At 60.4% G+C, this 24835-nt stretch carries 22 protein-coding genes; 13 read left to right on the top strand and 9 right to left on the bottom strand.

Annotated elements, in window-relative coordinates; translation table 11 throughout:
• Nucleotides 1–3: 3 nt before the first annotated feature.
• From AC1DM5_RS32335 to AC1DM5_RS32325, 3 genes are read left to right on the top strand one after another with little or no spacing between them, the layout of a single operon-like run.
• The gene (locus tag AC1DM5_RS32335) at nt 4–915 is read left to right on the top strand and encodes an ABC transporter permease (protein ID WP_477822952.1); all 912 of its coding nucleotides are present in this window, start codon (nt 4–6) and stop codon (nt 913–915) included.
• The gene (locus tag AC1DM5_RS32330) at nt 908–1756 is read left to right on the top strand and encodes an ABC transporter ATP-binding protein (RefSeq protein WP_477976603.1); all 849 of its coding nucleotides are present in this window, start codon (nt 908–910) and stop codon (nt 1754–1756) included. The genes AC1DM5_RS32335 and AC1DM5_RS32330 overlap by 8 nt, the downstream gene beginning before the upstream one ends.
• A 2-nt stretch (nt 1757–1758) precedes the next feature.
• Nucleotides 1759–2523 (top strand): ABC transporter ATP-binding protein, encoded by a 765-nt coding sequence (locus tag AC1DM5_RS32325; RefSeq protein ID WP_477822950.1) that lies wholly within the window; start codon nt 1759–1761, stop codon nt 2521–2523.
• 108 nt (nt 2524–2631) lie between these two features.
• On the opposite strand, the gene tkt is transcribed toward AC1DM5_RS32325, so the two are convergent.
• Together tkt and AC1DM5_RS32315 are read right to left on the bottom strand one after the other, a co-directional pair.
• On the bottom strand, nt 2632–4662 hold the full coding sequence (tkt, locus tag AC1DM5_RS32320; RefSeq protein WP_477976601.1) for a transketolase: 2031 nt from the start codon (nt 4660–4662) through the stop codon (nt 2632–2634).
• Nucleotides 4663–4876: 214 nt separating this feature from the next.
• Complete coding sequence (locus AC1DM5_RS32315) at nt 4877–7903, bottom strand: alpha-mannosidase (protein WP_477822948.1); 3027 nt, start codon at nt 7901–7903, stop codon at nt 4877–4879.
• Nucleotides 7904–8115: 212 nt separating this feature from the next.
• On the opposite strand from AC1DM5_RS32315, the gene AC1DM5_RS32310 reads away from it, so the two are divergent.
• Nucleotides 8116–9252, top strand: coding sequence for an ROK family protein (locus tag AC1DM5_RS32310; RefSeq protein ID WP_477822947.1), 1137 nt, complete (start codon nt 8116–8118; stop codon nt 9250–9252).
• 15 nt (nt 9253–9267) lie between these two features.
• Here AC1DM5_RS32310 and AC1DM5_RS32305 read toward each other — a convergent pair whose 3' ends face one another.
• On the bottom strand, nt 9268–10314 hold the full coding sequence (locus AC1DM5_RS32305; protein WP_477822946.1) for a Gfo/Idh/MocA family protein: 1047 nt from the start codon (nt 10312–10314) through the stop codon (nt 9268–9270).
• Between the two features lie 276 nt (nt 10315–10590).
• On the opposite strand from AC1DM5_RS32305, the gene AC1DM5_RS32300 reads away from it, so the two are divergent.
• From AC1DM5_RS32300 to AC1DM5_RS32275, 6 genes are all read left to right on the top strand, one after another.
• A complete protein-coding gene (locus AC1DM5_RS32300; RefSeq protein WP_477976599.1) occupies nt 10591–11889 on the top strand; it encodes an extracellular solute-binding protein in 1299 nt (432 codons plus the stop codon).
• A gap of 68 nt (nt 11890–11957) precedes the next feature.
• On the top strand, nt 11958–12887 hold the full coding sequence (locus tag AC1DM5_RS32295) for a carbohydrate ABC transporter permease (protein ID WP_477822944.1): 930 nt from the start codon (nt 11958–11960) through the stop codon (nt 12885–12887).
• A complete protein-coding gene (locus tag AC1DM5_RS32290; RefSeq protein WP_113321265.1) occupies nt 12884–13726 on the top strand; it encodes a carbohydrate ABC transporter permease in 843 nt (280 codons plus the stop codon). Before AC1DM5_RS32295 ends, AC1DM5_RS32290 begins: the two co-directional genes overlap by 4 nt.
• A gap of 41 nt (nt 13727–13767) precedes the next feature.
• On the top strand, nt 13768–15006 hold the full coding sequence (locus AC1DM5_RS32285; RefSeq protein WP_477822943.1) for an ROK family transcriptional regulator: 1239 nt from the start codon (nt 13768–13770) through the stop codon (nt 15004–15006).
• 30 nt (nt 15007–15036) lie between these two features.
• On the top strand, nt 15037–15891 hold the full coding sequence (locus AC1DM5_RS32280) for a sugar phosphate isomerase/epimerase family protein (RefSeq protein ID WP_477822942.1): 855 nt from the start codon (nt 15037–15039) through the stop codon (nt 15889–15891).
• A 21-nt stretch (nt 15892–15912) separates the two neighbouring features.
• The gene (locus AC1DM5_RS32275; protein ID WP_477822941.1) at nt 15913–16974 is read left to right on the top strand and encodes an ABC transporter ATP-binding protein; all 1062 of its coding nucleotides are present in this window, start codon (nt 15913–15915) and stop codon (nt 16972–16974) included.
• Nucleotides 16975–17028: 54 nt separating this feature from the next.
• Here AC1DM5_RS32275 and AC1DM5_RS32270 read toward each other — a convergent pair whose 3' ends face one another.
• Nucleotides 17029–17910 carry a LysR family transcriptional regulator gene (locus tag AC1DM5_RS32270; RefSeq protein ID WP_477822940.1) on the bottom strand — a complete coding sequence of 294 codons (882 nt, stop codon included), beginning with the start codon at nt 17908–17910 and terminating at the stop codon, nt 17029–17031.
• Between the two features lie 192 nt (nt 17911–18102).
• Between AC1DM5_RS32270 and lysA the strand changes: the two genes are divergently transcribed.
• Nucleotides 18103–19374, top strand: coding sequence for a diaminopimelate decarboxylase (gene lysA / locus AC1DM5_RS32265; RefSeq protein ID WP_477822939.1), 1272 nt, complete (start codon nt 18103–18105; stop codon nt 19372–19374).
• A gap of 70 nt (nt 19375–19444) precedes the next feature.
• Here the strand turns inward: lysA and AC1DM5_RS32260 are convergent, their stop codons facing one another.
• Complete coding sequence (locus AC1DM5_RS32260; RefSeq protein WP_477822938.1) at nt 19445–19777, bottom strand: hypothetical protein; 333 nt, start codon at nt 19775–19777, stop codon at nt 19445–19447.
• Nucleotides 19778–20120: 343 nt separating this feature from the next.
• Complete coding sequence (locus AC1DM5_RS32255; protein WP_477822937.1) at nt 20121–20525, bottom strand: ABC transporter transmembrane domain-containing protein; 405 nt, start codon at nt 20523–20525, stop codon at nt 20121–20123.
• Nucleotides 20526–20953: 428 nt separating this feature from the next.
• On the opposite strand from AC1DM5_RS32255, the gene AC1DM5_RS32250 reads away from it, so the two are divergent.
• Both AC1DM5_RS32250 and AC1DM5_RS32245 read left to right on the top strand, forming a co-directional pair.
• A complete protein-coding gene (locus AC1DM5_RS32250) occupies nt 20954–21718 on the top strand; it encodes a heme ABC transporter permease (RefSeq protein ID WP_477976597.1) in 765 nt (254 codons plus the stop codon).
• Nucleotide 21719: 1 nt separating this feature from the next.
• Nucleotides 21720–22439 carry a DsbE family thiol:disulfide interchange protein gene (locus tag AC1DM5_RS32245; RefSeq protein ID WP_477822936.1) on the top strand — a complete coding sequence of 240 codons (720 nt, stop codon included), beginning with the start codon at nt 21720–21722 and terminating at the stop codon, nt 22437–22439.
• A 69-nt stretch (nt 22440–22508) separates the two neighbouring features.
• Here AC1DM5_RS32245 and AC1DM5_RS32240 read toward each other — a convergent pair whose 3' ends face one another.
• From AC1DM5_RS32240 to AC1DM5_RS32230, 3 genes are all read right to left on the bottom strand, one after another.
• On the bottom strand, nt 22509–23171 hold the full coding sequence (locus tag AC1DM5_RS32240) for a CBS domain-containing protein (protein ID WP_477976595.1): 663 nt from the start codon (nt 23169–23171) through the stop codon (nt 22509–22511).
• A 75-nt stretch (nt 23172–23246) separates the two neighbouring features.
• The gene (locus AC1DM5_RS32235) at nt 23247–23714 is read right to left on the bottom strand and encodes a cytochrome c-type biogenesis protein (RefSeq protein WP_477976593.1); all 468 of its coding nucleotides are present in this window, start codon (nt 23712–23714) and stop codon (nt 23247–23249) included.
• Nucleotides 23711–24835: heme lyase CcmF/NrfE family subunit (locus tag AC1DM5_RS32230; protein ID WP_477976591.1), on the bottom strand; the 1125-nt coding region annotated here is incomplete at its 5' end. The genes AC1DM5_RS32230 and AC1DM5_RS32235, both read right to left, overlap by 4 nt.

Raw genomic sequence — 24835 nt, 5'->3', positions numbered from 1 at the left:
ATCATGGCGACACGTTATTTCAACGATCTCCACAATTGGCTGATCAACGAGGAATTTTCCTCGACCCGGCAGGCACGCTTCCACAAGGCCTATGTCCTGTGGCTGAGCCTGCTTGCAAATCCGCTGGCTTTTGTGGGTTTTTTGGTTGTGCTTGCGCTGGTGCTGGTCGCCGCCTTCGCGCCGATGCTTGCCAACTACGACCCCATTGACCAGGATCTGACGATGGCGCTTAAGCCGCCATCTGCCGCGAACTGGTTCGGAACCGATGAGTTCGGCCGCGACGTCTATTCGCGTCTCGTCTATGGCGCACGCACAACGCTCTATATCAGCATCCTGGTGACGGTCATCGTGGCGCCGATCGGCTTTGTGATCGGTGCGACTGCCGGCTACCTCGGCGGCTGGGTCGATGTTGTGTTGATGCGCATCACCGATATCTTCCTGTCCTTCCCGAGCCTCGTTCTCGCACTCGCCTTTTCTGCAGCGCTCGGACCTGGGATCGAGAATGCCGTCATCGCCATTGCGCTGACCGTCTGGCCGCCAATTGCCCGCCTGGCGCGCGCCGAAACATTGACGTTTCGCGCTGCCGACTTCGTGGTCGCCGCCGAGCTGCAGGGCGCTGGCATGGGCCGCATCCTGCTCCATCACATCGTGCCGCTCTGTGCTCCCTCGATCATCATCCGACTGACGCTCAACATGTCGAGCGTCATCCTGACGGCGGCCGGCCTCGGCTTCCTCGGTCTCGGCGCCCAGCCACCAATGCCCGAATGGGGTGCGATGGCAGCGTCGGGCCGGCAATATCTGCTCGATGCCTGGTGGCTGACGACGGTTCCGGGCATTGCAATCCTTGTGGTCAGCCTTGCCTTCAATCTGCTCGGCGACGGCCTGCGCGACATCATGGATCCCCGAAATGCCTGATCAATCCCAGCCCATCCTTTCGGTCAAAAACATGTCGGTCCAGTTCCCCACCCTTTCGGGCGTCGTGACGGCCGTGAAGAATGTCTCATTCAATGTCGGGCGCGAAAAAGTCGGCATCATCGGCGAATCCGGCTCCGGAAAGAGCACGACGGGACGCGCCATCATGCGGCTGCAGCCGGCGACCGCCAAAGTGGTTGCCGACGAAATGCGCTTCGAGGACGTCGATCTCGTTCGCGCAAGCGAGGCCGATATGCGCTCGATCCGCGGGCGGCGCATTTCGATGATCCTGCAGGACCCGAAATATTCGCTCAACCCGGTCATGACGGTCGGCGAGCAGATTGCTGAAACCGTCATCCTGCATGAACGCGTCGGCCGCCGCGACGCGCACAAACGCACACTCGCCATGCTGGAACGGGTCAACATTCGCGATCCAGAACGTGTCTTCAACCTTTATCCGCATGAAGTCTCGGGCGGCATGGGACAGCGCATCATGATCTCGATGATGCTGATTTCCTCCCCATCGCTGATCATCGCCGACGAGCCGACCTCGGCTCTCGACGTGACCGTGCGCCAGCAGGTTCTGTCGATCCTCGACGATCTGATCGCCGAGCGCAACATTGGGCTGATCTTTATCTCGCACGATCTCAACCTGGTGAAGAGCTTCTGCGATCGAGTGATCATCATGTATGCCGGGCGTATCGTCGAAGAGCTTGAAGCCGCAAAGCTCGAAGAGGCAACCCATCCCTACACACGGGGTCTCTTGCAGGCGCTGCCGAGCCTCGACCACCCTCGAGACCGCCTTGAAATCTTGAGGCGAGACCCGAGCTGGGCGGAGGCATGAGCATGATGATGTCAGTCAAAAATCTTGCCGTTTCCTTCGGCAGCGGTCGTTCCGCCAAGCAGGTGGTCAAGGATGTCTCCTTTGACGTCGCTGCGGGCGAGACGTTCGGCCTCGTCGGGGAAAGCGGATGCGGCAAATCCACTGTTCTCGGCGCGTTGGCCGGCAGGATCAAAGCATGGGACGGCTCGATTGCGATCGACGGAGAGGCAATCACCGCCAATCGCTCAAAATCGCAGCTCGCCAAGCAGCAGATGGTCTTCCAAGACCCATTCGGCTCGCTTCACCCGCGTCACACGATCGGCCGTACGCTCCTCGAACCCCTTGAAATCCATGGCGTCGACCGGCGCAGGGAGCGCGTAGAACATGTGTTACGTGACGTCGGCCTGCCCGCATCATTCTATCATCGTTTTCCGCATCAGTTGTCGGGCGGCCAGCGCCAGCGTGTCGCAATCGCACGTGCCCTGATACTGAAACCGCGCGTGCTTCTCCTCGACGAGCCGACATCCGCACTCGACGTGTCCATCCAGGCCGAGATCCTCAATCTGCTGAAGGACCTGCGCGAAAGGGAAAAACTGACCTACATTCTCGTCAGCCACGATATGGCTGTGATTGCTCATCTGTGCAATCGGGTCGCCGTCATGCAGGACGGGATGTTCGTGGAGATCGCCTCAAGAGAGGCTTTGCTCAGCGGAAATGTTGAACATTCCTATACGCACACGCTTCTCGACGGCAGCAAGGGCTACCAACCCACGCGCCGCGCCGGCTAGAGCGGGAATTCGCGTCACATGAGGGCGTGACCAAGGGCAGCCGCAGGAGCTTCGGCTGCACCATGAGCAGTTAGAGACCGCAAGCCATCCGCGATCACCGTGAACTACTCACCGACGGCGAAGACCCAATGCCCCTTGCGCGGCTTTCACAACGGCGTCGGTGGTGATGTCGAACTTCTTGTAGACGTCGTCGATCTTGCCCGACGCTCCGAAGCTGTGCATGCCGACGAACCGGCCGTCGAGCCCGAGATATCGGTCCCAGCTATCCTGGACGGCTGCTTCCACGGCGACACGCGCAGTTCCGTCTCCGAGAACCTCACGCTTATAGTCCGGTGCCTGCGCCTCAAACAGCAGACGGCACGGCATGGAGACGACCGCGGTTGGAACGCCTTCCGTCTGGAGCTTCGCCCTTGCCTCGACGGCGAGGTGCAATTCCGATCCGGTCGACATGATCGTCAGCTCGCGAGCGCCGCCCTCGGCTTCAAGCAGAACGTATCCGCCCTTTGCAGACAGGTTGAGAGAACCCGGCTGCTTTCTCAGAAGCGGCATGGGCTGGCGGGACAGTGCGATCAAGGCTGCCTGCCGCGGAGCATCGAGGATTGCCTGCCAGCATTCGGCCGTCTCAATCGGGTCGCCCGGACGGAACACGGCAAGACCCGGAATGGCGCGCAGGGCCGTCAGATGTTCGACAGGCTGGTGGGTTGGACCATCCTCGCCGAGACCGATCGAATCATGCGTCATTACGAAGATCGAACGCACCGCCATCATCGCCGCCAGCCGGATTGACGGCCGGGCGTAATCGGAAAAGGTCAGGAAGGTGCCGCCATAAGGGATCAGCCCACCATGAAGGGCAATGCCGTTGATGGCAGCCGCCATCCCATGTTCGCGCACGCCGTAATGGACATAGGATCCATTATACTGACCGGGCGCAATCTCGATCATGGATTTGGCCTTCGTGTTGTTCGACGGTGTCAGGTCCGCCGATCCGCCGATGAGCTCGGGGATGGTCTCAGCAAGGTGGTTGAGAACAATCCCGCTCGCCTGCCTTGTTGCCAGGTCCTTTTCAGCAGACAGAAGCTCCTGCTTTGCCGCCTCTATTGCTCTGGTCCAGTCCGAGGGCAGTTCGCCTTTCATGCGGCGTTCAAATTCCCCCCGGGTATCCGCCTTCGCCGTCTGGACCCGAACCGCCCAGGCCATCCGGGTGTTGCGTCCCTTGGCGCCGATCTTCCTCCAGTCATCCAAAAGGTCGGACGGGATCTCGAAGGGTGGTGCGTTCCAGTCAAGAAGTTTGCGGGCGCCGGCGATCTCCTCTTCACCCGGAGCATCACTGTGGGCTTTCTGCGTGCCGGCGCGGGTCGGAAAGCCGAAGCCGATGATGGTTTTGCAGGCAATCAGCGACGGGCGATCGGTGATCCGTTGGGCTTCGACGATCGCGTTTCGGATCGCATCGGTATCGTGTCCATCGATCTCCTGCACATGCCAGTTCGATGCGCGGAAACGCGCCGGCTGATCGTCGGATTCCGCCAGACTTGTGGCTCCGTCGATCGATATCGAATTGTTGTCCCAGAACGCGATCAGCTTGCCGAGCTTCAAGTGGCCCGCGAGCGATATGGCCTCCTGGCTGATGCCTTCCATCAGGCATCCGTCGCCGAGGAACACATAGGTGTAGTGGTTTGAAAGATCGTCGCCGAACCTGGCGTTCATGATGCGCTCGGCAAGTGCAAAACCAACCGAATTGGCAATGCCCTGTCCGAGCGGACCCGTGGTCGTCTCGATACCGGTGGCGTGGCGATATTCGGGATGACCTGCCGTTTTACTGTCGACCTGACGAAAGTTTTCGATCTGGTCGATCGTCATATCCCGGTAACCGGTCAGATAGAGCAGGCTGTAGAGCAGCATCGAGCCGTGCCCGTTGGAGATCAGGAAACGGTCCCGATCGAACCAGTAGGGGTCTTCGGCATCGAATTTCAGGAAGTCGGAAAAGAGCACGACAGCGATGTCGGCCATGCCCATCGGCATGCCGGGGTGGCCGCTCTTGGCCTTCTCGACGGCGTCCATCGAGAGAAACCGAATGCAATTGGCCATGTTGCGCAGGTGCTGATCGCGGGGCGCCGGTACGGACTTCACGGATTCCGTCATGATCGTTTCCTCGGGAGCTGGTGAAAGACCAGCCGGAAGATAGGGCCCGGCGCGAGCCGGGCCACTGCGACATGTTGAAACTTTTCCCGGGATCTCTCATCCAACGATTAAATCGCTCGATGCCGCGATCCACGCTAGCCACCGCGATCCCTCCGCATAGCGATCGACAATGGGTTCGGAACGCGTAGCGACAACTTTCCAGATACTGACGAGATTAGCTTCGCTGCAGCCTCCAGGTCCGAATTTCAAACGGCATGATGTCGGCAGGGCCTGCACGCTCGATCGGCTCTTCGAGGATGTTCAGAGGTCCCGAAGCCTGCCAGCCCGAGGGCAAGGCGAGCGAAAGCCGACCGCGCCGGCCCGCCGGTTCGTAAAGCCGCAGGATAAGGCCTTCCCCCTCCTCCGCCGGCTTCAGTCCCGAAAAGGCGACTGGTATGCCTTCAACGCCGAGAGGCGACAGCGTGCCTGCCGAGAGGCCACTGGCCTCAATGGTGACGAGCGGCTGATTGAGATCGATCGCTTCCTGGAGGACGTCGCCTTCATGCCAGGCGCCTTCATGCGGCATCAGCGCGTAGGTGAAGCTCTGCTCGCCTTCATCGGCGAGCGGATCGGGATAGACCGGTGAGCGCACGAGGCTCATGCCGATGACATTGCCGCGTGCACTGTGCCCGTATTTGGCGTTGTTGAGCAAAGCGACGCCAAAGCCCGGTTCGCTGAGATCGACAAAACGATGTGCGGCAGCTTCAAACATTGCCTGTTCCCAGGACGTGTTCGTATGCGTTTGCCGCTCGACGATACCGAAGGCGCATTCGAAGGTGGCTGTGCGTGAACGAACGGCGACCGGGTTCAGTGTTCTGAGGAGGGTGCGCCGGTCATGCCAGTCGATCGTCGTCTCGATATCAAGCCTGCGGGCGTTGGCCGTTAGCACGTAAAGCTGCGTAACGGTCGAGTTCCGGTATCGGTAAACGACGCGGATCGCGGCACGATCTGGTCCCTGTTCGGCAAGTATGATGCTCTCGGGCCTGTCGAGACGGACAGCCTTTTCGGCATAATCGGCATCGACGTCCCAGGCATCCCAATTGCGCGGCTTATCGGCCGGATAGACCCAGAGCTGATTTGCAGCACCTTCGATCGCCTCCCTGCCCGTTGCCTTGTGAACGAGGCTCGAAACGGCGCCATCCTTGCCGATGACAACAGACAGATGCTCGTTTTCGAGGCTGTGCGTATCGGCTTTCAGCATACCGGCGGGCTTGAGTGTCTTGCGATCAAAGACCGCAACGGAAAGAGGCGCGACGATTTCAACAGATGACAGGACCGTCCCATCGGAAAGCTTGGCGATCAGCGGCCGCGGCGCAAGCGACGGGTTGACCACAATCAGCGCATCCGTCACCCCACCTGCCGGAAGATGAGCTGATAGCGTCTTCAGAGACTTGGCCTGCTCCGCCTTGGCATTACCGATAGCGCCATCGAGCTCCCGTTCGGCGTCGATATAGACTTCGCGGATGCTCGAGCCCGGCAGGATGTCGTGGAATTCGTTCTTCAGGACGACGCGCCAATCCGCTTCCAGGCTTTGTGGTTTGCCGGCACCCAAGAGATACGCGAGCGAAGCGATCGTCTCCGCCGTAATCAGCGCCCGCTCGGCCTGACGGTGCTTGCGCTTGACGCCGCTTTGCGACGTCAGCGTCGCGCGGTGCAGTTCGAGGTAGATTTCGCCATCCCAGACGGGAAGCCCCTTTTGCGCCGCAGTGCGATGGGCCTCCTCGTAAAAGCCCTTCACTGTGCCCCAACGTGCCCTGGGAATTGCCGGGAAGTCGCGCAGTTGCACTTCGCGTTCAACCATCTCAGGTGTCACGCCACCGCCGCCATCGCCGTAGCCGACAGCGAGCAGCGATGTGTCATGCTGTGTCTTGGCGCGAAAATTCTTCCAGGTCGGCACGAAGCAATCCGGCTGCACGAAACCGTTGTACCCATGCATAGGATTGTCGAAAGTATGGGTCAAAACCTTGCTTCCATCGAGCCCCTTCCACCAGAACAAGTCGGACGGTATGTGATTGGTCTCGCTCCAGTTCACCTTGATCGTGAAGAAACTGTCGATCCCGCCGAGCTGGAGGATCTGCGGCAGAGCCCCGGAAAAGCCGAAGCAGTCCGGTAGCCAGCAGACCGTGTGGCGCAGGCCGAAGTGTTTCTCGAAATAGCGCTGTCCGTAGAGCACCTGCCGCGCAAGGCTTTCACCGGTCGGCATGTTGGTGTCGGGTTCGACCCACATGCCGCCGACGGTTTCCCACTTGCCCTCGGCGACCTTCTTCTTGATCCGCTCGAGAAGTTCGGGATCATCCTCTTCCATCTGCGCATAATAATGGGCGGTCGATTGATTGAACCGGAAGTCGTCCGACCGTTCCATCAGCGAGAGCGCGGTGTTGAAGGTGCGGCGCATCTTCCGGCGCGTCTCACCGTAGGGCCAAAGCCATGCGAGGTCGATATGGGCATGGCCGGTCAGCAGCAGTTCACCGTTCGGCGGAAAACGCTTCTGAAGCTCTTTCAATCGCGCGATCAGCTGATCATAGGCGGCACCGGCCGAAGCGCTCTGCGCTTCATTAAGGCCGGCCGGGTTTGCCTCAAGCTCCGGCAGTTCCCAGATCTTCTGCTGCATCACCGAACCGGCTGTGCGTGAAATATAGGCTGACGTGTCCGAAGGCCAGTCGAGGCTGCGCAGCGACTGTTCGGCCGCCTCGATCAGGTGCGGGACGACCTCATGGCTTTCGAGCACGTCGGCAGCCTCTCCGATCTGCCGCAACAGGAGGTGCAACCTGTGGACCGGTTCGTCCAGCCAGATCAGCCGCGCCTTGTTGAGCTTCGGTGCCCGGTTCGGCTCCCCAAAGGGAAAGCGTGCGACGCTGTCAGTGGTAATCGAGAATTCCCTGGCCTTGATCGGGAACTCCTGATGATAGGGGTCGAGCCCGAATGTCTCTGCCTGGCCGCCCGAATAGTGCAGCGTGATCAGGCTCTCGCCGCCGAGATCGAGCTGCAGGCGAATCTCCTCGATTGGCCAGTCGCGTGGCACCGTGGCCGATACCGCGAAATGGACCATCCCCTTGCGGTGCGGCCAGTCCTGATGATGGGCGATCGGCTCACCGTCGAAGGTCCAGCCGTCGATCGCGATGCTTTGCCTGTCGCGCCAGTGAGCGAGCTCGGCTGTGCGGACCTTCAGACGATCGAGGCGTTGGGCAATGGTGAGAGACATGGCGGGTCCTATCGGAAAATAAGCAAGTGACGGGCGGGGAGAAAACCTGGTCGCGCAAATAGGCCGCAGGCGACGCGTCCCGTCTCCTCCAACCGAGGCGCGTGGCGACTCTTAGATTAAGTAACTTTGTTTTGCAGTCAAGCGCACAAGAAATAGGTTGCGAGAGTTTTACCTGTGATACACAAGCATCGAGGTGGTTAGGGAAGACGGTCATGCGGTATCTTCGATCCGGGCCGCGGCGACGTCAGACAGAGGAAACGGCCGTTACGCGGGGTAAAACAATTGGTCTGCGATCGGGAGAAATCGCCGACAGAAATATCCGCGTCATTCTGGAGGCTATCCGCCGGCACGGTCCATTGACCCGTATGGAACTTGGCCAGCATTCCGGACTTACCGGGCCGGGCATCACCAATATTCTACGCCGCCTCGGCGAGGGAGGGTTGGTGACGTCGCACCGCCGCAACGGCGCGGGCAACAGCGCGACCGCCACCGAATTTGCCTTGCGCCCCGATGGGGCATTCTCGATCGGCATCAGGGTTCGCCAGAGCCGGGGCGAAGCCGTTCTTATCGACCTCAGCGGCCAGGTCCACGATCGCGAATACTTTTCCCTCGACGCGGCAACGCGCGTGCCGTCAATTCTTTCAGCCACCCAGAAGATGATCGGTCGGCATGCCGGCATGCCGATCATCGGCCTGGGGATCGGGTCAAACGACTGGACCACGCAGGAAAACGATGAGCTCGATGCGGCATCCACGCTTCCCGTCAGTCACGTGGAAAACGAGTGCACCGCAAGCCTGCTTGCCGAACGCACTATCGGCGCGCCTGCCCCCGAAGGCGGACTGGCGATGATCATCATCGACGAAGATGTCCAGGCCGGCTTCCTCGTTCGCGGCATTCCTTATTCGGGCGTCCACGGACGCGCGGGCAGTATCGGTGAGATGCTGACCGGCCCCGACAATGTCCGGCTGAACGCGGTGGTCGGTTTCGGCGCGCTGCGAGCACTGGTCAGCGATGACGAGTTCAAGCGCCTCATTTCGGGCGAAGAGCCGTCTTCCCCTCAGTTGACGCAGTGGATCCGCGATGCGGCAAGCCACCTCCTCGACCCGATCATAGCCATGGCCGGCTTTATCGCGCCTGGTGTCATCATGATCGGCAGCGACCTGCCGCGAAGCGTCATCGAAGCACTGATCCACCAGCTCTCCGTCGAACGCCGCGACACATCCAAGCGCCCCTTCCTGACACCGTGGATTTCGCCGATGAAGCCGGCAAGCTTCAGCGGCGGCGGCGTGGCGCTGGGGGCGGCACTGCTGCCCTTCCTCAACACCCTGCTGCCACCAGTTTCCGCCTGACGTCCTAGTATCGGATCAGGCAAGCGCCTCGTCCGTGTGGCTGACATCCGAGGCAAGCGCCTTGTCGAGCACTTTCTGGATATTCGCCGCCCTGCGGAACGAGGGTTCTTGCGTTCTGCCTGCCCTGACTGCCTGCACGAAGCGCTGATAATTCGTTTCCACCGGATCGAAGGAGATGTCGCGCCATGTTGCGGTGTGAACATCTTCGCCGAGGCAGGCGCGAAGCGTCGACTTTCCAGTGTCGTAGATCATCTCGATCGAACCCGTCTCACCATAGACCCTGAGACGCAGCTGATCCATCTGGCCGGCCGCCGTTCGCGTCGCCTGGATGGTGCCGATCGCACCGGTCGTGAAGTCGACATTCATCGTGAAGCTGTCATTCGCATCGAGATCATATTCGCCGATCTTGTCTCCCGGCGCCTTGTTGAAGGTTTTCAGCCGCGCGAAGACGTGGGCGACATCGAGCCCCGAACCGTAGGACGCGAAATCGACGATATGGATGCCGATATCGCCGAGCGCGCCGTTCGACCCATGTTTCTTGCTGAGGCGCCAGAGCCATTTGCTCTCGGTTTTCCAGTCGCCCCAATGGCGCCCGACAAGCCAGCTCTGCAGATGCGATGCCTCGACATGCCTGATCTCGCCGATCTCGCCGGCAAGCACCATCTGCCGGCCCTTCTGCAGGGCGGGAGAATTGCGATAGGTGAAGTTGACCATGCCGACCTTGCCCGCTTTTTCGATGGCATCGGTCATTTCCATTGCCTTGATGGCATCGGTCGCGAGCGGCTTTTCGCAGAAGACATGTTTGCCCGCTGCAATCGCCAGAAGCGTCGTCGGATGGTGAATGCGGTCGGGCGTGACATTGGCAACGGCATCGAACTCGCCCCAGGCAAGGGCTTCCTCAAGTGTACTGAAGTGGTTGGGGATGCCATGTTCCGAACAAAAGGCCGCCAGCCGCTCGGGTACGACATCGACCCCGCCCACCACGCTCACGCCTTCGATCGCCTTGAAATTTGCGGCATGCTGGTTGGCCATTCCACCAGTGCCGAGAATGAGTAAGCGCATCTGATCCTCCATAGATGTCGGGTTCGGCCACCTCACGTAGCCGAGGCAAAACCTCACCGTGCCATCGCGGATGCCCGAAATGGCTCGATTTTTTGTGATCGGGAAATGCGACTGCGGTCCGCTAACTTGTGTTGAATGTCGCCGGCATCTCAATCCTCCCAAGCTGCGGCTTGACATCAAATCAAAGTAACTTAATCTAATTAATGCAGCATGGAAATGAGGAGAGGTCAACCGACCACCAGGCTGTATCCGTTTAAAATGGGGAGGAGACCCATCATGAAGAGAGCGTTCATCAGCGCGTTAGCGCTGAGCACAATGTTATTTTCAGTGCCTACCGCATTTGCCCAGGAGCTTGCGACAAAGGACAGGATCGGCGCTGCCGATGCGCCAAAAACCCTGGTCGTCCGGCTCACGAACGACAGTCCCAACAATGCCGATCCGGCAATTGCCGAAGGCTATCAGAAACTCTTCGTCGATTTCATCAAGAAGCATCCCGACTGGAAACTGCAGATGCAGTTCATGTCGGCCGATATCGGTACCGAACAGGCCAAGATGCTGGAACAGGCCAAGGCCGGTAACGCTCCGGATTGCGCCGCGGTCGACTCCTTCGTGCTCTCGCAGTTCATGGTCAACCATGTGCTCGCCGACTTCAAGCCTTACTTCTCGAAGGAAGAGGTCGCCGACCTGTTCCCCTTCATTCGCAGCGGCATTACCGACAAGGATCAGTCGATCCGTGCATGGTGGTGGGATACCGACCTTCGCGTGCTCTATCGCAACAAGTCCATCATTGCCGATGCGCCGCAGACCTGGGATGACCTGAAAAAGGCCGGGCTCTCCTCCGTTGAGCAGGGCATGGAAGGTATTCTCTTCAACGCCGGCCGTTACGAAGGGTCCACTTTCGACTGGCTGGCCAACTATTGGGCGCTCGGCGGTAAGCTCGTCGACGATTCCGGCAAGCCGATCTTCGGTGAGGGCGAAAACAAGGAGAAGTTCTTAAAAGCCCTGAACTACTACAAGGACCTCGTTGACTCCGGTGCAGCGCCGAAGCGCGTGACAACCATCGGCAACTATGACGACCTCAACGCCGCAGCGGCAGCCGGAACGACTGCACTCTTCATCGGCGGCAACTGGCAATATGCCCAGCTGAAGGTCACGCTCGACGAGGACGAGTTCAAGAACTGGACCTTCTCGCCGATCCCCGGCCCGACCGCCGACCAGCGCTCCACAGGCACCGGCGGATGGACGATCGCCTCGTTCAGCAAGGACAAGGACAAGGTGGAGATGTGCGCCAACCTTGCCCGCGAAGTCTACATGGGGCCGGCCAACGCGCTGCAGCAGCAGCTGCCGACGCGCAAGTCGCTCTTCGACAAATATGATGTCTTCGCAACCGAAGCCAACAAGACCTTTGCCGGTGCTCTCGTCGATGGTCAGGCCCGCCCGGGCGCCCCGATCTATCCGGAAATCTCCAACCAGATCCAGATCATGATGGGTGACGTTCTCTCAGGCACCAAGAAGCCGGAAGAGGCTCTGGACGCCGCGTTCAACGCGACGATGGAGGCTTACAAGCGTCTCTAACGATTGAGATCGCGGCGGCGCCCGTGACGGGCGTCGCCGGTCATGTCAAACCCGGACAGAGAAGCCCTATGAGCCCCATTGCCATCGAGGTTGCCAGCCCGCCTCACAGCAGATCGTTCATGCGCCGTTTTGCCGGGGCTCCGTTGCCCTGGATCATGCCTGTGATCATCGTCATCGGCATCTTCTACCTCTATCCTGTGATCGACGTTTTCCGCCTTTCGTTCACCAATGCGACGCTGATCGGTGACAATCCGGTCTACACGCTCGGCACGATATCGAATGCGCTGAGCTCGCCGCAGCTGCCCGACATCATGTGGGCGACCCTTATCTTCGTCGGCGGCAGCGTCATCGGACAGCAGATATTTGGTCTAGCCGTTGCCGTGGTCGTCATCAGAGGCGAGAAACGCGGCCTGTTCGGCACGACGATCCTGCGCACCACGGCGCTCATCGCCTGGGTTGTACCGGGGATTGCCGGCGGCATCATCTGGCAGATGCTGTTTTCCGAAGCCCCCTACGGGGCGCTAAACAGCATCTTGCGGCTCATGCACCTGCCGACGGTCGCCTGGCTTTCCGACCCTGCGATCGCCCCGTGGTCGGCGCTGATCTCGAATATCTGGCGCGGCACGGCCTTCTCGATGGTGGTCATGTACGCAGCCCTCAAATCGATTGACCCCTCGCTCTATGAGGCGGCTGATGTCGACGGCGCAACAGGCCCGCAACAGTTCCTCTTCATCACCCTCCCCCAGCTGCGCGCAGCCATGCTCGTCAACATGATCCTCATCACGATCATGACGCTCAACACTTTCGATGCGATCATCACATTGACGGGCGGCGGACCGGGGCGGGCGACCGAAGTGATCTCGCTCTATGTGTTCAACATCGTCTTCCGCAATTACGACCTTTCCGGCGGAAGTGTGCTCTCCGTGCTGATGCTGATCATCAGCCTCGGACTTGCCTTCATTTACGCATCGTTCTTGCCGAAGGAGGAAGAGCAATGAGCAGGCGTACCGGCACGCGCTTCGGCGATTTCCTGAGCTATCTCTTCATGCTGGCGATGTTCATCTTCTTTGCCGGTCCCCTCTCCTATCTCCTGTCGATGGCCTTGCGTGACAGGCGTGAAATCTATCGTGGTGTGGCGCGCTACATCCCGCACAATCCGACCATCGATAATTTCGTCACCGTCCTCAACAACAGCTACTTCCCGATCTATCTCTGGAACGGACTGAAGCTTGCCGCCTTCAGTGGTTTCGGCGTTCTGGTCGTCGCCCTGCCCGCAGCCTACGCATTCTCCCGCTTCCAGTTCAGGGGCAAAGGTCTGTCGATGATGGGGCTTTTGTTGTTCCAGATGATCTCGCCGCTGGTCATCATGGTGCCGCTCTACCGCTACATGAACCGGCTCGGCCTGCTCGATACGCATTTTGCGGTGACGATGGTCTACATTGCCCTCGGTGTGCCGCTCGCAACGTGGCTGCTGAAGAGCACGATAGACGGCATTCCGCGCAGTCTCGACGAGGCTGCGATGATCGACGGATGCAACCGGTTCTCGGTCTTCTGGCGGATCGTCCTGCCGCTATCGGCGCCGGGTATTGCATCGGTCTTCATCATCACCGTGATTGCCGGCTGGTCGCAATTCCTCGTGCCTTTTCTTCTGCTCACGCAAAACAATCTGATGCCGATCGGCGTCGGGATCTTTAACTTCCGTGGCATGCAGACCGACTCGTCCATCCAGCTGCTTGCGGCCGCCTGCCTGATCTCCGTCGTACCGGCGATCGTGGCGTTCCTGTCGCTCCAGCGGCTGATCCTTGGCGCCATGACCAGTGGCGCGGTGAAGGGGTAAGGTCGGTTTGCGTGTCCGTGGCTGATAGAGGATTTCGACCCATGAACCAGACGACCGGCGCCAGATTGTCTTCCGACCTGACCGGGGCCAATGTCGAGGATGCGGGCGAGCACAACAGAGCCGTCGTGCTGCGTTGTGTCCATCGGCAGGCGCCGATTTCGCGCGCCGAGATCGCCAGGCAGACCGGCTTCACCAAGCCGGCGATCGCCCGGATCGTCGATCGCCTGCTCGACGAGGGCCTGATCATCGAGGCCCGCCGGCGGCATGGGCTGAGGGGCCAGCCGGCAATCGAGCTCGAGATCAACCCCGATGCGTTCTTCGCGATCGGCATCAACATCGATCGCGATCACCTGACGATTGTGGCTGTGGATGCCGTCGGTAACGTGCGTGCCCGCGTCCACCACGAAAAGCGCTACGTGCGGCCGGCCGAGTTCATGCAGCTGACGGCCGATGCGATATCGCATTTCCAGCGAAGCCGCCTGATCGACGACGCGCACCTGGCCGGCATTGGGCTTGCGATGCCCGACTGGCTCGGCGAGATTCCCTTCCTCGGCATGCCCGACGACTATTCGGAATGGATGGAATTCGACGTGCGTGCAGCAATCGAAAACCTGACGCAGCATCCGGTCTTCATCGAAAATGAGACCAATGCCGCAGCACTTGCCGAGCTTGACTACGGCCTCGGGGCGGAAAGCCGCAGTTTCTTTTATATCGCCATCAATGCCTGTCTCGGCGGAGGGCTCGTTCTCGACGGCAATGGCCATCGCGGCGCCATGGCGCTGAGCGGCGAAATCGGATGGCTGCCGATTGCCGACGACCGGGACAAGACCGCTCCAAAGGTCGATCTTCTCGGTGAGATGGTGACGATGTTTTTCCTCTACAAGTTTCTTGGAGAACACGGCGTCCATGCAAGCGTGCCTCAAGACCTCCTGACACTCGATGCACACGGCAAAGCTCTGGTGTCAAAGTGGCTGAAGGAAATGAGCGCGCACCTTGCCGTTGCGGTCAAGCATATCGGCATGATCGTCGATCCTGACGCCATCATCATCGGCGGCCGGCTGCCGATCCGTATGATCGACGAGCTGCTACGCTACGTTCACGACCATCTGACGGCTGGAGACACCACTTTGCCTTCGCTGCATCGCGCTTCGATCGGCGAGGACGCTTCGGCGCTCGGCGCGGCGGCGATGCCGATGGGGGCGGCCCTGATGCTGGCATCCGCCGATGCTGTGCAACGCACCCGTTCGCCCCTCAAATTCATGGATCGCCTGAACAACTGAAACAGCCGGCAAGGCCACTGGGAGAATTTGATGAGGATTGGTTTTTATACATCGACATTCAACGACCGGCCGCTCGAGGAAGTGGTGGATTTCGCAGCGTCGGCCGGTTTCGATGCAATCGAAATCGATGTCGGCGGCCATATCAAGACACCGGACAAGGTGCAGTCTGCCGTAGCACTTGCCCGCGACCATAACCTCTTCGTCTCCTCGATCACCTATTTCGGCAATCAGCTCGATGCCGACAGCGGCAAGCGCAGCGAACTTCGCGCCCGCACGCAGGAATTTGCCGAAGCGATCGGCGAAGCGGGCGTGCCGATCTTCGTGATCTTTCCCGGACGCAACGACAATGCCGACGACGAAACCAACTACGATGATTTTGCCGAATTCACCAACCGGTTGATCAGCAAGACGACGTCGAGCGGTCTGATCTTCGCGATCGAAAACTGGCCAGGGCCCAAGGACAATTTCGTCGGAACCACGCCAAAGGGCTGGCAGGAACTCTTCAAGCGGATACCCGACCGGCGTTTCGGTCTCGAATTCGATCCTTCGCACCTCATCCGCATCGGCGTCGATCCCTATGCCGCAATGGACGCGGTCAAGGACCGCATCGCCATTCTCCACGCCAAGGACACCGCAATCGATGCGGCCACACAGCAGGCGGTCGGCTATCACGGCAAGGGCTGGTGGCAATACAAGCTGCCGGGTCAGGGCCTTCTCGACTGGCCGCGCTTCCTGCGTCAGGCGCGGACTAACGGCTTCGACGGCACGCTTTCGATCGAGCACGAGGACGCAGCCTACGGATGGCCGGGTAAGGATCTCGAGGCCAGAAAAGAGGGTGAACGCCTTGGCCTCGCCTACCTCAGAAGCGTGTTGGACAAGCTTTGATAGCGACCTGGGAGGACGGAAATGGCCCATGTTAGAGTGAATAGTGCGCGCAAGGATTATGGTGCGTTCAAAGCCATCAAAGGCGTATCGGTCGATATCCGCGACGGCGAGTTCGTCGTCCTCGTCGGCCCCTCGGGCTGCGGCAAATCCACCCTGCTCAGAATGATCGCCGGTCTTGAGGATATCAGCTCGGGCGAGATCCAGATCGGCAAGCATATCGTCAACGAGCTGGCACCGAAGGATCGCGACATCGCCATGGTGTTCCAGAACTATGCGCTTTACCCGCATATGACGGTCGCCAAGAATATGGGTTTCTCACTGCGACTGAAGCGTATGCCGAAGACGGAGATTGATCAGCGTGTCGGCAATGCGGCCAAGATCCTCGGCCTGGAGGCGCTCCTGGAGCGCTATCCGAAGCAGCTGTCGGGCGGCCAGCGGCAGCGTGTTGCCATGGGTCGCGCGATCGTTCGGGATCCCGCCGTCTTTCTGTTCGACGAGCCTCTGTCGAACCTCGATGCCAAACTCCGCGTCCAGATGCGATCCGAGATCAAGGAGCTGCATCAGCGGCTGAGGACCACGACGATCTATGTCACGCACGACCAGATCGAGGCGATGACAATGGCAGACAAGATCGTCGTGATGAAGGACGGCCTGATCGAACAATCGGGCTCGCCGCTCGAACTCTACGACCGCCCCAACAACCTCTTCGTGGCCGGTTTCATTGGCTCCCCTGCCATGAACTTCATCAAGGGAAACATGACGAATGAGGGCTTCCGGACCGAAGACGGGCTTATCCTGCCGAGTGAGCGGCGCCCGTCCGGTGCCGTCACCTACGGCATTCGTCCTGAGCACATCACACTCGACCCCGACGGCATCGAGGTGACAACCGCCGTTGTCGAGCCGACGGGGTCCGAGACATTGGTGGTTGCCCGTCTTGGTACTCAGACAATCAGCTGCGTCTTCCGGGAGCGGATCAGAGCAGCCCCCGGCGACGTGCTGCGGATCGCTCCGCTCCATGATAGCGTCCACCTGTTCGACGAAGGCGAGCAGCGCATCACTGCCGGCGAACCGGTGCTGAACTGATGACGTGTGACAGGGCATCGGCAACGCGCCGCTATCTCATGCGCCTTCAGGAGGTCATCGAGGATCAATGAGGGTGGCAAGCCGGTTTTCGATCAGCCCTGCTTGCCGGGCCAATTCGGCCCCGAAAACCTCGACCAATTGCGACTGCGGCCGATGGATCGGCCGCACGATGTTGACCGAAAACGGGATGGAGAACGACAGCCGGCGAAGATGTAGGCCGTGGCCGGCATAATCCAGGGCCGTCAGGGGATTGACGATGGCCAGGCCAATTCCCTCCCGCACCATCGAACATACGGATGCCGCGCTATGGGTCTCGATGATCATGCGCCGCATGATGACGGCGTTTCGAAAAATCTGATCGATCTGCCGCCGGTAGCTATCCATCGCCGACAGGCTGACAAAGGATTGCCCCTCGAAATCACCTGGTGAGAGAACGGTCTTTTCAAGAAGCGGGTGAGCGTCCGGCAGCACGCAAATCTCGTCGAGCGTCAGGAGTGGAGTTACCTCCGTGCCCTGGGGGGCATGATCGACCTCCGTCAGTCCGAAGTCATAGCGTTGCGCCGATAACCATTCCTCCAGCAGAGGCGACTCCTGCGGAACGATACTGATGCCTACGCTCGGGAACCGGTCGATGAAATGCCGGCAGGTCTGCGGCAGGAGCGATTGAGAAAAAACCGGCAGGCATACGATGGAGAGCTGCCCCTGCTCGAACTGGCGCAGCGCCGCCGCCGTGCTGATGATCCGGTCCAGCCCAAAATAGGCGCGCTGCACTTCCTCGAGCAATTGCAGAGCGTGCGCAGTCGGGCGGAGGCGGCCGCGCACGCGCTCAAAAAGCTTCATCTGGATGAGATGCTCGAACCGTGCCAGCTCCCGGCTGATCGTCGGCTGGGAAGTACTCAGCATCACGGCTGCGTCCGTGACGCTGCCTGTCGTCATCACAGCCCTGAAGACCTCGATATGTCGAAGGGTAACAGCCACGTCCACCTCATATCAGAATTGAGTATAGTTTGGAAAATTTGATATTTTTCATATGCCCGGTTTCGTGGTCAACCCGCATGTGAAAACCGCATTGCCCAACTTGAAACGATCTTCGGTTCGGTGGGCTGCCATCTACGGACAACCAGCGCCATGCCGATCATCTCTGCCAATGACCTCACCCCCCTCGCCCACCAGCATGGGACGCCCTTATGGGTCTACGACGCTCCGACGATCCGCGATCGGATAAGGCAGCTCGGCGCGTTCGACGTGATCCGCTATGCGCAGAAGGCGTGCTCCAACATCCATATCCTCTCCCTCATGCGCGAGGCGGGTGTGCTTGTGGACTCCGTGTCGCTCGGCGAAATCGATCGCGCGCAGCGGGCCGGATTTTCCACCGGCCCGACCGTCTCAGGTGCAGCGGGCATCGTCTACACCGCCGATATTTTCGACCGCCCGACTTTGCGCCGCGTCGTCAACGACAAGGTCGAGGTGAATATCGGCTCCATCGACATGCTGCACCAGCTCGGGGAGCTGTCGCCCGGTCACCGCGTCTGGCTTCGCGTCAATCCGGGTTTCGGCCACGGCCACAGCAACAAGACAAATACGGGTGGCGAAAACAGCAAGCATGGCATCTGGCATGCGGAGCTTAACCAGGCTGTCGAATTGGTTCGCCGCTATCGCCTGCATCTCGTCGGGCTTCACCTGCATATCGGCTCCGGCGTCGATTACGGCCATCTCGAGCGGGTCTGTCATGCGATGACCGGTCTCCTGAGCGATCTGGATCACGATGTCGAGGCGATTTCTGCCGGGGGTGGCCTGTCAGTTCCCTATCGCGACGGGGACAGGGCGATCGATACTGCGCATTATTTCAACTTGTGGGACAGCGTGCGCAGGCAAGCAGAAAGCAGGCTCGGCCATGCCGTGCGCCTGGAGATAGAGCCGGGGCGCTTCCTTGTGGCAGAAGCCGGTTTGCTGCTGGCCGAGGTCCGCGCCACCAAGCAGGTCGGCAGAAATCACTTCACCCTCGTTGACGCAGGTTTCAACGACTTGATGCGCCCTGCCCTCTATGGCAGCTATCACGAGATCTCGGTGCTACCCCACGATGGTCGAAGCCTCAGCCCATCTAAGCTACGTCCTACTGTCGTAGCAGGCCCGCTCTGCGAATCGGGAGACGTATTCACGCAAGGGGCGGATGGCGTGGTTGAGACGCGGGCGCTCCCTCCTGCCGAGGTCGGCGACTTGCTCGTTTTCCACGGAACGGGTGCCTATGGCGCGTCGATGTCGTCAAACTACAACAGCCGGCTTCATGCTGCCGAATATCTCATGGACGGAGAAAACTCCCGGCTTATCCGCCGGCGCCAAACTATCGATGAGCTTTGCAAGATGGAATTGATCGCGGGTCATTCTACGCAAGCTGCGTGAGCCCTGAAAAATCCGAGGAGGATTATAGACCGCGCGAACGCTCTTCAGCACTGGCACTCGAAGCATATCGTCAGAGGTCGAGCAGCAAATCGCCAACGCTTTGATCGTGACCCCGGTTGCTGACTTCGAGCGGCTTGGGGCTTGTTACCTCTTTGCGCTTCCTGGAACCCGCCTTTCTGCCTTTCGCAGGGAGTTCCGCTGATAGCTCAAGGAGTTTTGCAGAAGGCACCGCAGTTCCTGATATCGTCGTGGCAGCCTGGCCGTCTATCCTGTCGGCTTCGTTCTCAACGGCCGTGGTGGAAGTGTCCGAGAGCTTGATGTCGGATCGTGTGTTGGCGTTCGACTTTGCAATTTTGATTGCTGGGGCAGCGTCCTGCTCTATCTTCGGCGCGAAACGTATCATGAATGGTGACCTTCCGGTTGGTTCGCTCTTTGTTCTCATCGACGAGCACGCTTGTCAAGCTGGCTCACATCCGAACAGCCAGAAGTTCTCCCCTTTCAGGAGCTTCTTTACGACAGCAGCAGATTGCTCCGGCCCTGCCAGGCGGACCCCGGGACGTCGACCGCCCTCAGTACAAGATCAACGACGGTTGCACTCTCTCCCGCATTTGTAAAGAAATCCAAGCTGTCGATGAACAGGTCCGCTGCACCGTCGCTTGCGAGATCGGCGAGGAATGCGACGACGCGCGGCTATGCTTAAACCGCCAGAAGCCGTTTTCATCGGTCTTCGAAGGAAAATCGCGGAACTATCCTGGCAATTGCGGAGTGCTTCTCCATAAATGCAAGGATGATTGAGCGTCGAATAACAGCCGAATTAAACGAACTGATCGATACGACAATGCGGACTTGATCTGCGTGGTGTCCGCCGTCAGCCGGGATGCGATGTCGACCGATTTGCTGGCGTCAAACAAGCGCGCCGGCAGACGTGTCACGTTCCGGAAGGTCTTAACGCGCAGGTCGCTGACGATGCGCTCGCCAAACGTGGTGACGAAGTAATATCGGCACGCGCATGCTATGGCGAGCGCGACGGCAAGAGCGAGAAGCATCAGGAAATAGCTATTGACGAAGCCATCGTCGGACTGGCCGAACCCGTGGTCGATCATCCCGCGGACCGCTCTCGGCAGCGCAAGCGAAATCAGTGCTGCAGCCACGAGCGAAACCAGAGCGCATAAGAGCAAAGCCCCGATGTGGTCGCAACGGGGGCAGCAGCCGGACAAGACCTGAAACGGCGTTTTTTCCTTTCGGACCGCTGTGGGGAGCCGACAGTCGCGTCGGCGGGATGAGTGGCGGATCGGTCGTGCGCGGCAATCTTCAAGGTGAAGATCTCCGGGACTGAAATGCCTTCTTTTTGGCCCTGGCGCGGCGGCCGTCTTTGATCGCGATCAACTACCCGGCGGTTCCGCCAGAGCGTTGCCGCGGCGGAAAGTCTCGCCGATATGTCGCGACAGGCGCTGGTGCGCCCGCGGTCCGAGCTCGGAATGTAATGGCAGAAAAGCAAAATAAGAGCCACATGAGCGCACCATTGATCCAGTTTGATCCGGGTCAATTGGCCTGACGACGATGGACGCTAGAGCGGGCCATGACCTACGTCGGACACATCAAAGACATCATAACCGGGCTTGCGCAGCCTGCGAGATTCCTGGAACTGGCCGACCGGGCCTTACCAGGACTTTGCATGGTAACAGCTCTCTGTTTCGTCATCGGCCTTTATCTAAGTTTCGTCTCCGATGGCGATTACCAGCAGGGCGAGACCGTCAGGATCATGTATGTCCATGTCCCGGCGGCATGGATGGCAATGCTCTGCTATACGGTGATGACCGCAAACGCCGTTGGCTCCCTGGTATGGCGCCATCCGCTTGCTGATGTCGCCGCGCGCGCCGCTGCGCCAATCGGCGCTGCCTTTACCTTCGTGTCGCTCGTCACAGGCGCGATCTGGGGCAAGCCGATGTGGGGAACCTGGTGGGTGTGGGACGCACGCCTGACCTCGATGTTCGTGCTTTTCCTGATGTATCTCGGGCTATTGGCGATCAACCGCGCAATCGACGAACCGACGCGCGCCGCTCGTGTCACGGCGGTTCTCATTCTCGTGGGCTTCGTCAATATTCCGATCATCAAGTTCTCGGTCGACTGGTGGAACACATTGCATCAGCCGGCAAGCGTGCTCAGGCTGGATGGCCCCGCTCTCGACATCGAATTCCTTCGCCCGCTCCTGACCATGGGCCTGGCCTTCACGGCACTCTTTTTCACCCTCCACATGGCTTCGATCAGGAACGAAATCTGGCGGCGGAAACTCATGTCGCATCACCGCTTGGCCGCACGGGTCGCAGCAGAAAGGGAACATTGAAATGACACATCAGGAATATGTGTTGGCAGCCTATATGGTCGCATTCTCCGTCATGATCGCCATCAGCGTCACAACCTGGTTTCGCGGCCGCACCTATCGCCGGCAGGTCAAGGCGGTCGCGAAGATCAGGCATCGCGCTGGTCGCGAGGCTCGCTGGATGCGGCGCTATGTCTTGGCCGCCGTGCCGCTGCTCGTCTTTGCGACGATCGCCGGAGCCGCGGGGCGCATGCTTTATCGGGAGGCGATGGAAGGATATTCGCCCTCCGCCCTCCCTTCCGCACTGATCGGTCAGACACATCCCGCGATCGATCTGCCGCCGCTTGCCGGGCTACAGTCTCCCGGACTTCAAGATGGCGGGCTTGCCGGCCAGGTCGCGATAGTCAACGTGTTCGCGTCCTGGTGCAATCCCTGCCGGCAGGAACATGCCGCGCTCATGCGGCTGTCGAAGGACCCCCGCGTCAGGCTGATGGGCATCAATTACAAGGACAATGCCGAGGAGGCCGCCGCCTTCTTGCGCGACAACGGAAACCCCTATGCTGCCATCGGGGTCGATCCGACCGGAAGGGAGGCGATCGATTGGGGTGTCTACGGCGTGCCGGAGACCTTCGTCATCGACCGCGACGGCCGCATTCTGTTCAAGCAGGTCGGTCCACTCGACGACAAGGCCCTGTCGGCAGGCATCGGTCCTGCACTCGACAAGGCATTGGCTGCCGGCGGCTGACCGGAAGCCCTTGGTCTGCGACTGATCAGTGGCTTTGGCTTAAGCCTGTTGCGACCGCTTTTCCGGATCTCAATCTGCGGCAAGCTGCAATCGATCGAGGCAGCCTCCCGATCCGAGATTCTCGACGAGCGCCAGTACAGCGCGGCGCTGCAAATCGGTCTCCACATTTCCTTCGAGCGTGATCTGCCCGTTATGGACGGAGACGCGGATCCTTTGCGGCGTCAGGCCGAGATCGTATTTCAGGCGTGCGCGAACCGCCAGAAGGATCGCGTCGTCCTCGCGCGGCAACCTGAGCGTCGGTGCGTCCGCGATCAAAGCGAGGATATCGCGCCGGCTGACGATCCCGACGAGCCGTCCGGCGTCGACGATCGGAATACGCTTGATGCGATGGACCTCGAGGCTTTCGGCAATATCCGAAACCTCGCTGTCGGGGCTGGCGACGATGACGTCGCGTGACATGATATCTCTGACAGACCAGCCGTTGCCGCGAATGTAGCGGTCGAGATCGACATCGGACGTGATTTCCGCGTTACGCGCGGTGCGCGGCGCAAGCCGGATCTCGCGCCGCAGCAGCAGGTCGCCTTCGGTCAGAATTCCGCAGATCCGCCCTTCGTCGTCAACGACAGGCAGCCCGCTGATGTTGTTTTGCATCATCACTGCGACGGCATGGCGGATCCCTGCCGCAGGGCTGATCGAAACCACGTTGCTCGTCATAATGTCCTTGGCCTGCATGTGTGCACCTCCCTTTCCGGAAACATTTGGTGCCATGAGAGTAGGATGGCTTGGACGAGCTGACCTTGACCTCCCTCAAAGTCGCGGTGTCTGATTGAGCAGCTCGGCGAGCCTGGCCTGCTCTTCGTCCGTGAGTTTGCTGCCGGTGGGTTTGCCGGCCCGCTTGCGGGCAAAGACGATAAGCGAAACGCCACCTGCGAGGATCAGCAGCACGGGTACCCCCCAGAGCAGCAGCGTGCGCAGGCTGAAGCGCGGTTTGAGCAGCACGAATTCCCCGTAGCGCGAGACGATGTAGTTCAGCACCTGTTCGTCACTATCGCCATCGGTGATGCGCTCGCGCACCAGCAGGCGCAGGTCCTTGGCGAGATCGGCATTGGAATCGTCGATCGACTGGTTCTGGCAGACCATGCAGCGCAGTTCGGCAGACAGTGTTCGCGCCCGGGCTTCGAGGGCGGGATCGGAGAGCATCTCGTCGGGGTTGACCGCGAAGGCCGGTGCGGCCGCCAGCATGAGCGCCAGGACGAGGAGGAAACGCCTTATCATTCCGCCGGCTCCATGGCGGGGGCCGCCGGCTTCACCTTTGGCTTCCTGCTCGGCGCACCGACACGCAGACGCCGGTCGGTCAGCGAGACGAAGCCGCCGAGGGCCATGATCAAGGTCCCACCCCAGATGCACAGGATGAACGGCTTCCACCAGATGCGCACGACAATGCCGCCATCATGGGTGGCGTCCCCCAGCGAGACATAGAGCTGGCTGAGGCCGAAGGTCAGGATGCCTGCCTCCGTCGTCGGCATCTGCCTTGCGGTATAGAGCCGCTTGGCCGACCAGACATCGGCAACTTCTGCGCCGCCGCGGCGGATCGAGAAATGGCCGCGGTCCTCGGTATAGTTGGGGCCGGTGGCCGGCTGCATGCCGTCGAAGACAATGCTGTAGCCGCCGGCATCGGTCGACTGGCCCTGCTTCATCTCGACCACATGTTCGGTCTGGAAGGTGGTGACGGCAACAATGCCGAGCACTGTCACGCCAAGTCCGGCATGGGCAAGTGCCGTGCCGAAGGCCGAGCGCGGCAGGCCGGAGAACCGCCGCCAGGCGATATCCGCCTTCACCTTGCCGATGCCGGCGCGATACCAGAGGTCGGCAGCAGCGCCCAAGATCAGGAACAGGCCGGCGGCAATGCCGAGCACGGCCATGACCGGGCCGCCATGTTCGAGATAGAAGAAGACGAGGGCTGCGACGAAAGCCAGACCGGCGACGACATAGAGCCGCTGCAGGGCGCCGAGCAGATCGCCGCGCTTCCAGGCAAGCAGCGGCCCGAACGGCACGACGATCAAGAGCGGCGCCATCAACAGGCCGAAGGTCAGGTTGAAGAAGGGCGGACCGACGGAGATCTTGTCGCCGGTCAGCGTCTCCAAGACCAGCGGATAGAGCGTGCCGGTCAGGACCGTGCCGCAGGCAACCGTCAGGATCAGGTTGTTGACGACGAGCGCCCCCTCTCGCGAGATCGGTGCAAACAGGCCGCCGGCCGACAGGAGGGGCGCGCGGAAGGCAAAGAGCGACAGCGCCCCGCCGATGAAGATCAAGAGGATGCAGAGAATGAAGACGCCGCGGCTCGGGTCGCTGGCAAAGGCATGCACCGAGGTCAGGACGCCGGAGCGCACCAGGAA

This window comes from Rhizobium sp. 01T437, assembly GCF_056398505.1.
Note: the sequence above shows the minus strand (reverse complement) of the source record. Positions and strands in the feature narration are given on the sequence as shown.